Genomic DNA, 9,978 nt, shown 5'->3' with positions numbered 1-9,978 from the left:
GCCGAGCGCGGTCATGAAGATCACCGGCACGGCGGCGGCCGGCCCGCCGCCGTCCTTCAGGCGGCGGCACACCTCGAAGCCGTCGATGCCGGGCAGCATCACGTCCAGCAGAATCAGATCGGGCGGCGCGAAGGCCACCCGGCGCAGCGCCTCGTCGCCGCTCTGCGCCACCGACAGCCGCAGGCCGTGCCGCTCCAGCATGGACACCGCCAGCGCCAGGTTGGCCGGGATGTCGTCGACGATCAGGATGCTGCTATCGCGCAGCTCAGGCGACATGGTCATGGTGCACTCCAGCCTGCCGGTCCAGGTGGCGCTCCACCAGTTGCAGCAGCGCCTGCGATTGATAGCCCTTGGCCAGCCGGCGCAACTGCCCGGCGAAGGGCCGGTAGCGGCGGTCCAGCCGGATCAGATGGTCGGCCCGTTCAATGATGTTGCGCATATTGCCCACCTGGGCCAGGTGGTGCAGCACCGCCATTTCGTCCGGCGGCGGCGCCACCAGCGGCGCGCCGTCGTCCTCGTCCCGCGGCGCGTCCGCCGGCGACGCCTGGCGCCGCCACTCCAGCGCCAGCAAGCGGCCCACTTGCGCCAGCAGCTGGTCGAGGTTGACCGGCTTGGACAGGCTGTCGTCGAAGCCGGCGTCGCGCTGGCGCTGGCGGTCGCCGGCGCCGGCGCTGGCCGACACCGCGATCACCGGCAAGCCGCGCAGGGCGTCGTCGCCGCGCAGCCGGCGCACCGCCTCCAGCCCGTCCATGCCGGGCATGGCGACATCCATCAGGATCAGGTCCGGCCGCCGCCGCGCCGCCAGGTCCAGCACCGCCCGGCCGTGCGCCGCCTGCTCCACCTCGAACCCCAGCGGCGCCAGCATGTCGCTCAGCAGGCGGCGGTTTTCCGGCTGGTCGTCGGCCACCAGCACGCGCCGGCGCGGGCCGTGGTAGCCGACGATCCATCGCGGCGCGGCCGGTTCCGGCGCCGGCGCCTCCAGCACCGGCAGCGCCAGCTCGAACCAGAAGCGGCAACCCTGCCCGGGCTGGCTTTCGACCGCGATCTCGCCGCCCAGCAGGCGCACGAACTGGCGGCTGATGGCCAGCCCCAGGCCGGTGCCGCCCTGGCGCCGCTGCGCATCGCCGGCCTGCTCGAAGGGCAGGAAGATGCGCTCCAGCTGGCCGGCCTCGATGCCGACGCCGGTGTCGGCCACCTCGAAGCGCAGGCGCTCGCCGTCCAGCGCCTGGACCCGCAGGGTGACGCCGCCCCGGTCGGTGAACTTGACCGCGTTGGCCAGCAAATTGAGCAGCGCCTGGCGCAGGCGCTGCTCGTCGGCCAGCACCACCGCCGGCACCGCGGCGTCGATGTCGCAGTGAAACGCCAGCGCCTTTTGCTCGGCCCGCACCTTCACCATGTCGGCCAGCGTCTGCAGGCACTGGCGCAGCGGCACCGCGCCCAGTTGCGGCTCCAGCTTGTTGGCCTCGATCTTGGCCGAATCGAGCAGGTCGTTGATCAGGGTCAGCAAATGGTCGCCGCTGTCGTGGATCACCGCCACGCCGGCGCGCTGCTGTTCGCTCAGGCCGGGGTCGCGCCGCAGCAGTTGCGCGTAGCCGAGGATGCCGTTCAGCGGCGTGCGCAACTCATGGCTCATCTGCGCCAGGAATTCGCTGCGCAGGCTGGCCAGCCGCTGCGCCTCCAGCAGCGCGGCCTCGCGCGCCGCCTCGGCCTGCTTGCGCTCGCTGACGTCGCGCGCGAAGCCGACCGTGCCCAGCACGCTGCCGTCGTCGTCCACCACCGCCGCCTTGAAGGTCTCGACCCACACCACGCCGTGTTCCGTGGCGAGCGGCGCCTCCACCGTGCGCGCCTGGCGCGTGGCCATCACTTCCTGGTCTTCCTGGCGGAACAGCGCGGCCAGGCCCGGCGTGATGTCGTCGTCGGCCAGGCCCACCATGGCGTCGACGTCGCGCGACCAGGTGTCGGCGACGGCGCGGTTGACCGCCAGGTAGCGGCTGTCGGTGTCCTTGAACCAGACCCAGCACGGCAGCGTGTCGATCAGGACCCGCAGGTAGCGGGTCTGCTGGCGCAGCGCGCCGGTGCGTTGCTGCACCGTCTCCTCCAGTTCGGCGTTCAGCCGCTCCACCAGGCGGTGCGAGCGCCGCAGCCTGGCCATGAAGACGGCGATGCAGGCCAGCAGCGCCAGGCTGCCGCCCAGCACGGTCCACAGCCAGCGCTGCTGCAGCGCGCGCCGCTCCAGTTCGGCCTGCTGGCTGGCGTTGCTGCGGGTCAGCGTGTCGATATGGCGCTGCTTGCTTTCCGATTCGTAGCGCTCGGTCAGTTCGATCACCCGCGCACTGGTTTTATCGCGCGCCGCCTTGGCCGCCAGCTCGGCCGCCTCCAGCGAATACGCGTAGGCGAGCTGGTGGTTGCCGCGCCGCGCCGCCAGCGCCGCCAGCTGGCGCGCGCTGTTGCCCACATACAGCTCGACGCCGACTTCCTTGGCCAGCCGGTAGGATTGCTCGACATCGCGCCAGGCCGCGTCCGGATTACCCAGTTGGGCATGCTCGGCGCCGCGCGCCGTCAACGACCACCACAGGCCGATGCGGTTCGCGTAGCGCTGGTACATGCCCGCCACATCGTCGAACAGGCGCAGCGCCTCGGTGTGCCGCCCCTGCTTGGACAGATTGGTGGCCAGCCCGTGCAGGCAGCTGTTCAAGTAATACGGTCCGCCCACCTCGCGGAACAGTTGCACCGCCTGCCGTATCAGCGCTTCGCCGCCCCGCAGGTCGCCCGAGGTCCCCAACAGGCCACCCTGGCCGGACAGCGCCAGGGCCAGCAATATTTTCGAGCCGTCGGCGCGCGCGGCGTCGGCCATGGCGACGTAATGGCGCATCGCCTCGGCGCCGTTGTCGCTTTGGGCGAATGAAATCGCCATGCACTGGTGGCCGAAGGCCAGCGCGCGCGGCAAGGCGCTGACGCGGGCGATCTCCATCGCTTGCACGCAGATGGCCACCGAGTCGTCGAGCTTGCCCAGCCTGCTGTACGTCATGGCGGCGCGCAACATCGCCTCCGACAGCAGCTCCGGCCGGGCCACGCCGTCGAGGATTTTGACCGCATGGGTGGTGGCGCTGACCAGCCGGTCGATGCGGCCCTGGGCCACCGTGCTCAAGGCCAGCACCATGTCGGCCTCGGCCTGGCCGACGCGGTCGCCTTGCTGGCGCGCCTGCTCCAGCGCGCGTTCGGCCAGGGCGCTGGCGGCGTCGCTGTGCGCCAGCATCAATTCCGTGCGCGCCAACAGGTTCAGGGCGCGGGTGCGATCGGCGCCGCTGGCGTCGGCCGGTGCCGCCCGCAGGCGCCGCGCCAGTGCGTGCGCGGCCGGGGCGTCGCGCTCGACCAGCACGTGCGCCCGCGACAGCTCCTCGCGCCACTGCTGCAGCTGCGGCGGCTGCGGCGGCTGCGCGCCGGCCGCCGCGAGCCAGCAGCAACCGGCCGCGAGCAGCCAGGCGCCGCCGCGCGGCCCCGCTAACGCCCCCGGCGATCGCCTCTCTCCCATGCCTTGCCCCGCACTCGCTCACGATGGCGCCCGATCCCCACGGACACGCGGCGCACACGGATGACTCGCGATTATGCCGTTGGAAATACCTGTTTCCCATCAGAACTTCCCGACTCGTCCGTAGTCCAATCCCGGTTCTCTGGTAGGAAATTCCCTACGTCGTTGCCCGGCGGCGCGCGGGGATGGGGCCGTCACAAAACCAGTTCGTGCTTGTGCGCCACCCAGCGCAGGGCGGCGTGGGCGCCCTCGTAATCCTGCTTGTCCAGGCTGCGCTGTATGGCCTCGCCGTCCCACACCCCGAAACTGGCCGTGAATTCCTCGGCGCGGGAGGCGAACAGGGCGAGCGCCTCGCCATCGTTGGCGCGCATGAGTTCGGCCAGCCGCCGCAGGTCGCCCAGCCAGGCCTCGGGCGGGCGCGCGGCCCGGCCGGCGGCGACGGCCCGCGCCGGCAGGAAGCGGTCCAGGCTCTCGCACAGGGCCGCCAGCGCCGCCTCCAGGGCGTCGAGAGCGGCGGCGGTGGCGCCCGGCTCGGGGCGCCGCCGCGCCTCGCGCTCCAGCTCGCCGGCCAGCCGCGCCACCGGCGCCGCGCCCAGGCTTTCGGCCAGGCCGCGCAGCGTGTGCGCGTGCCGCTCCGCCGCCGCGTAATCGCGCAGCCCGAGCGCCGCGCCGATCCGGGCGGCGGCGTCGCGCTCGTCGCGCCGGAACAGGCCCAGCACCTTGAGCAGCTGCGCCTCGCCGCCGGCCGCCCGGCGCGCGTGGGCCAGGTCCAGGCCCGGCACCGCGCCCGGCGCCGCCGCGCCGTCCTCGCCGTCCTCGCCGTCCTCGCCGTCCTCGCCATCCTCGCCATCCTCGCCATCCTCGCCGCTCTCGCCGCTCTCGCCGTCCTCGCCGTCCCCGCCGCCCTCGGCCGGCGCGGCGGCGGGCAGGTATTGCCGCAGCAGGCGCTGCAGCTCGGCCGGTATCAAGGGCTTGCCGAGATGGCCGTCGAAGCCCTCTTCCTTGCAGCGCTGGCGCTCCTCCGGCAGGGCGCTGGCGGTCATGGCGACGATGGGCAGCCCGTCGAAGCGGCTGTCCTGGCGCAGGCGCAGGGTGGCGGCATGGCCGTCCAGCTCCGGCATGTGCAAGTCCATCAAGACCAGCCGGTAGGGGTTCGGGTCCGCCCCGTCCGCCTGCGCGCGCAGCCGCTCGATGGCCACGCGGCCGTTGGCGGCGATGTCGACCTCGACGCCGCAGGCCCGCAGCAGGCCGGTGGCGATCTCCTGGTTGATCTCGTTGTCCTCGACCAGCAGTATCCGCGCGCCGCCGAACCGGGGCGCGCGCCGCCGCCGGCCGGCCGCGCCGCCGCGCGCCGCCGGATCGAACAGCCGCGACAGCGCGTCGGCCAGCGCGGCCCGGGTCACGGGCTTGACCAGGAAGGCCTCGCCGCCGGGCGGGCCGTCCGCGCCCGGGTTGGCCAGCAGCGCGAGCCGCGGCGGCGCCTCCGCGCCGCCCAGCTCCGGCAGGTCGGCGTCGGCCAGCAGCAGGTCGAAGGGCGGGCCGGCCCGCAGCAGCGACTCGGCCCCGGCCGCGTCGGCGGCGGCGGCGGCGTCCAGCCCCAGGCTGGCGAGCATGCCCAGCAGCGCCGCGCGCGCGGTGGCGTTGTCGTCGGCCACCAGCACGCGCCGGCCGCGCAGCGCCGCCGGCGGGGAGCGCTCCGGCGCCGGCCCGCCGGCGAGCTCGAGCCACAGGTCGACGCTGAAACGGCTGCCGGCGCCGGCCTGGCTGTCAACCCGTATCGCGCCGCCCATCAGATCGACCAGGCTCTTGCTGATGCTCAGTCCCAGGCCGGTGCCGCCGTATTTGCGGGAGGCCGAACCGTCGGCCTGGGTGAACGCCTGGAACAGCCGGCCCATCTGTTCGGGCGCCATGCCGATGCCGGTGTCGCGCACGCCGAACTCCAGCCGCGCCCGCCCGGCCCGCTCGTCGAGCACGCGCACCGTCAGCGCGACCTCGCCCCGTTCGGTGAACTTGAGCGCGTTGTTGAGCAGATTGATCAGCACCTGCCCCAGGCGCAGCGCGTCGCCGCGCAGGCCGCGCGGCACGCCGGCCGGCACCTCGAAATTGCATTCCAGCGCCTTGCCGCCGGTGCCGCCGCCGCACACGGCGGCCACGTGGGCGAGCAGCTCGTCCAGGTCGAAGTCGGCGCTCTCGATGTCGAGCTTGCCGGCCTCGATCTTGGAGAAATCCAGGATGCCGCTGATGATGCCCAGCAGCGAGTTGCCGGCGTTGTGGATTTTCTGCATGTAGTCGCGCTGCCGGAACGGCGACTCGGTGTTCAGGGCCAGGTGCGACAGGCCGATCACCGCGTTCATCGGCGTGCGGATCTCGTGGCTCATATTGGCCAGGAACATCGATTTGGCCTGCGTCGCCTCCTCCGCCCTGGCGCGCGCCGACTCGGCCTGCTGGAACAGCAGCGCGCTTTGCAGCGCCGCGCCGATGTGGGCGGCGATGGTCTCCAGCACGCGCTGGTCGCTGGCCTGGTAGGGGCCGGCCGCGGCGGCGCGCTGCACCGACAGCGCGCCGCGCGCCACGCCGTTGGCGACGATGGGCACGCACAGGCGCGAGCGCGCGCCGCGCGCCGACAACTCGCCCCGCCCGCTGGCGATGGCCCCGGCGCTCAGGCCGTCGTCCGCCCCCTCGCCGGCGGCGTAGGGGAAGCGCGGCGCGCCGCCGTCGGGGTCCGCCAGGGCGATGCGGGTGGTGTCGGCGTGGAACAGGCGGTGCACCTGGTCGCCGGCCTGCGCGATCAGCTTGTCGAGGTCCAGCTTGCCGGCCAGGATGTGCGCCACCGCGTTGACCGTCGCCAGTTCCGCGTTGCGCTCGCTGGCCTCCCGGTGGCGCCGCTCGGCCACGGCTTTTTGCTGCAACACCTCGGCCGTGCGCGCCGCCACCTCGCGCTCGAGCGCGGTGCGCTGCGCCGCCAGTTTCCAGGTCCGCAGCCGGTAGGCGCCGTGCAGCAGGCCGGCGGCCAGCAGCGCGGCGGCGGCGCGGAACCACCATGTCTGCCACCACCACGGCGACACCGTGACGGCCAGCGGCAAGGCCCGCTCGTTCCACACGCCCGCCCGGTTGCTGCCCCGTATCAGCAGGCGGTAGTCGCCGGGCGGCAGGTTGGTGTAGGACGCCGTGCGGTGCGCGGCGTCGACGGCGGTCCAGTCGCGGTCGTAGCCTTCCAGGCGGTAGGCGTAGCGGTTCAGCTCGGGCGCCGTGAAGTCCAGCGCCGCGAACTCCACCGCGAAGCTGTTGGCGTCCGCCGGCACCACCAGCGGCGCGGCGGCGGCGCCGCCGTGGCGGCCCGGCGCCACCGGCTTGCCGCCCAGCCTTATCTCCGTGAGCACCACCGGCGGCCGCAGGTCCCAGGGCCGGTGGCGCTCCGGCCGCACCACGGTCACGCCGCCGGTGCCGCCGAACACCAGTTCGCCACTGGCGGTGGCGACCCCGGCGCCGACCCAGTAGGGCGAGTACAGCGCGCCGTCCGGCCGCCCCAGCGCGCCGATCGCGAAGGTCCGCGGGTCGATGACGGCGAGGCCGTCGTCGGTGCTGGTCCAGACCCTGCCCTGGCCATCCTCCAGCAGCGTGCCGACGTTGGTGTTGGGCAGGCCCTGCGCGCCGCCCAGGCGGTGGAAGCGCCGCGCCGCGCCGCCCTCCCCGCCGTCCCGCATCACGTCGATGCCGCCGTCGTTGCCGACCCACAGCCGGCCGCGGCGGTCGAAGTGCAGGGCGGTGACGTAGGGGCTGGACAGCGAGGCCGGATCCGAGCGGTCGCCGCCGATGCGCTCGAGCACGGCGCCGCTGGCGATGTCCAGCCGGTTCAAGCCGCTGGTGGTGCCCACCCACAGGGCGCCGGACGGCCCGGCCCGCAGCGCGGTGACATCCTGGCCCGTCAGGCCCGTCGTCACCTGCCGGACTTTTTCCAGGCCGCCGCCGGCGTCGACGCGCGCCTGGAACAGGCCGGCGGTGGAGGTGCCTATCCACAGCGTGTCCCCGGTCCTGGCCAGCGCGCGCACGTACAGCCGGTTGTCCAGCCAGGGCGCGGCCACCGGCGCCGCGCGCCCGCCGAACTGGTCCGCGCGATACAGGCCGGTCGGCGTCGCCAGCCAGACCACGCCGCCCGCGTCGGCCAGCAGCGCGGTGATGTTGCTGCGATGCAGCGGCGCGTCGGCGCGCCCGCCGCCGGCGGGACGCCACGGCGCCACCGCCGCGCGGGCCGGATCGACCAGGTCGGCGCCGCGGCGCGCGAAGCCGACCCACAACTGGCCGCCGGACGTCTCCGCCAGCGACATGGCGTCGCCGTCGGACAGGCCGGGCTGGCCGTCGCGCCGCGGCCCCAGCGACGCGGCGGCCCGGGACGGCTGATGCCGGCCCAGGCCGGCGGCCGTCGCCAGCCACAGCGTGCCCGCGCGGTCGCCGAACACGCCGTGCACTATGCCGCTGGGCAAGCCCGCCGGCGCCGCCGCGTCGTGGGTGAAATGCCGCGTCAGGCCGCTGGCCCGGTCGACGGCGGCGACGCCGCCGCCGTAGGAGCTGATCCAGATCTGGCCCGGCACCGGTTCGGCGATGCCGCTGACGTTTTCGCGCCGCATCAATTCGGCGGCCTCGGCGCCGGCCGCGTAGCGCCCGGCCTTGCCGGTGGCGGGGTCCAGCACGAAGACGCCGGAACCCGAGGTGCCGATCCACAACTGGCCGGCGCCGTCCATGAACAGAACCTCCACGCCGGGCGCCCAGGTGCCGCGCGCCGGCAGGGGCACGTGGATGAAACCGCCCCCCTTCGGATCGCGCCGCGCCAGGCCGTTCGGCGTGCCTATCCACAGCGTGCCGCGCGCGTCCAGGCACAGGGACTTGACGATGTCGGCCGGCAGGCTGGCGGCGTCGCCGTCGGCGTGGCGGAAATGGGTGATGCCGGCGCGCGCCGGATCGGCCGCCCCTGTCATATGGTCCAGGCCGCTATCGGTGCCTATCCACAGGCCGCCGGCGCCGTCGTCCGCGATCGCCAGCACGCCCCCGCTGGACAGCCCGGCGTTCTTCTGGTTGTAGCCGACGAAGCCGTCGTGTTCGGGCGCGTAGCGGGCCAGCCCGCCGCTCGCCATGCCCACCCACAGGCGGCCGCCGCGGTCCTTGTGCAGGACCGTGACGTAATTGTCGGGCAGCGCGCGGGCGTCGTCCGGCGCGGCCGTGTAGTTGCGGAAGCGATAGCCGTCCCAGCGCGACAGGCCGCCCTGGGTGCCCGCCCACAGGAAACCCTGGTCGTCCTGGTTGACGACCGTGACGATGGGATTGGGCAGGCCGCCATGCGCGCCCAGGCTCTGGAACACGGGCTGCGCCAGTTGCGACCAGCGCTCGGGCTGCGCCGCCGCGGCGCCGGGCGGCGCGCCCAGCAGCAGCGGCAGGGCCGGCAGCAGGGCCGCCAGCCAACGGCGCGCGGCGCGCGCGGCGTGGGCGCTCATGCGGGCGGCAGCGGCAGCGTCGCGGCGATGCGGGTGCGGCCGCCAGGCCGGCTGTCCACCGTGACCCGGCCGTCCAGGCTCAGCACCCGTTCGCGCATGCCCAGCAGGCCGAAGGAGTGCGGCGGCACCCGCGCCGGGTCGAAGCCGCGGCCGTCGTCGTCCACCTGCACCGCGCACTGGCGCGCCGCGCAGCGCAGCGTGACGGCGGCCTCGCTGGCGCCGGCGTGGCGCGCGATATTGGTCAGCGATTCCTGCACGATGCGGAACACCGCGATGGCTTGCTCCTCGTTCAGCTCCTCCTCCTCCAGCGCCAGGGTCAGGCGGCAATCGATGCCGCTGTGCTTCTGGAATTCGTCCACCAGCCATTCCAGCGCCGAACCGATGCCCAGGTCCAGCACCGTCGGCCGCAGCGTGGTGGCCACGTTGCGCACCACGCCGATGGCGCGGTCGACCAGCTCCGTCATGTTGCGCACCTGTTCGTTCAAGCCCGGCACCTCGGCGCCGAAGCGCACCCGCAGCAGCGCCGCCTGCATGCGCAGCGCGGTCAGCGCCTGTCCCAGCTCGTCGTGCAGTTCGCGGGCGATGCGCCGCCGCTCTTCCTCGCGCGCGCCTTCCCGGTGCGCGCCCAGTTCGCGCAGCTCGGCGGTGCGCGCCGCCACCTGCCGCTCCAGGTCGTCGCGGTATTGCCGCAGCGCCCGTTCGGCCTCGCGCCGTTCCCGGTTCTCGGCCAGCAGCAGCGCGTTCTGGCTGGCCAGCCTGGCCTGCATCGCGGCCAGGCGCAAGTGCGTGGTCACCCGCGCCAGCACCTCCTCGGCCCGCAGCGGCTTGGTCACGTAGTCGACCGCGCCGGCGCGGAAGCCGGCCACCATGTCGGCCGTGCCGCCGAGCGCGGTCATGAAGATCACCGGCACGGCGGCGGCCGGCCCGCCGCCGTCCTTCAGGCGGCGGCACACCTCGAAGCCG

The 9,978-nt window shown here is 74.2% G+C and carries 4 protein-coding genes; all 4 read right to left on the bottom strand.

Going from position 1 to position 9,978, the window contains the following annotated elements; translation table 11 throughout:
- A partial coding sequence (locus BM436_RS35290; protein WP_143133500.1) for a response regulator occupies positions 1–282 on the bottom strand: 282 nt, incomplete at its 3' end.
- A complete protein-coding gene (locus tag BM436_RS35285) occupies positions 266–3,532 on the bottom strand; it encodes an ATP-binding protein (protein WP_093561601.1) in 3,267 nt (1,088 codons plus the stop codon). The genes BM436_RS35285 and BM436_RS35290, both read right to left, overlap by 17 nt.
- Before the next feature lie 191 nt (positions 3,533–3,723).
- Positions 3,724–9,015, bottom strand: coding sequence for a two-component regulator propeller domain-containing protein (locus BM436_RS35280; RefSeq protein ID WP_093561600.1), 5,292 nt, complete (start codon positions 9,013–9,015; stop codon positions 3,724–3,726).
- Positions 9,012–9,978 (bottom strand): ATP-binding response regulator (locus BM436_RS35275; RefSeq protein WP_093561599.1); only part of this gene is annotated, 967 nt, incomplete at its 5' end. The genes BM436_RS35280 and BM436_RS35275, both read right to left, overlap by 4 nt.

This window comes from Pseudoduganella namucuonensis, assembly GCF_900116645.1.
GTDB classification, from domain to species: domain Bacteria; phylum Pseudomonadota; class Gammaproteobacteria; order Burkholderiales; family Burkholderiaceae_D; genus Rugamonas; species Rugamonas namucuonensis.
This window is presented reverse-complemented; position numbering and strand designations above follow the sequence as displayed.

Coding starts and splice junctions, on each gene's coding strand:
- BM436_RS35280 (WP_093561600.1), bottom strand. CDS start 9,015: ATGAGCGCCCACGCCGCGCGCGCCGCGCGCCGTTGGCTGGCGGCCCTG.
- BM436_RS35285 (WP_093561601.1), bottom strand. CDS start 3,532: ATGGGAGAGAGGCGATCGCCGGGGGCGTTAGCGGGGCCGCGCGGCGGC.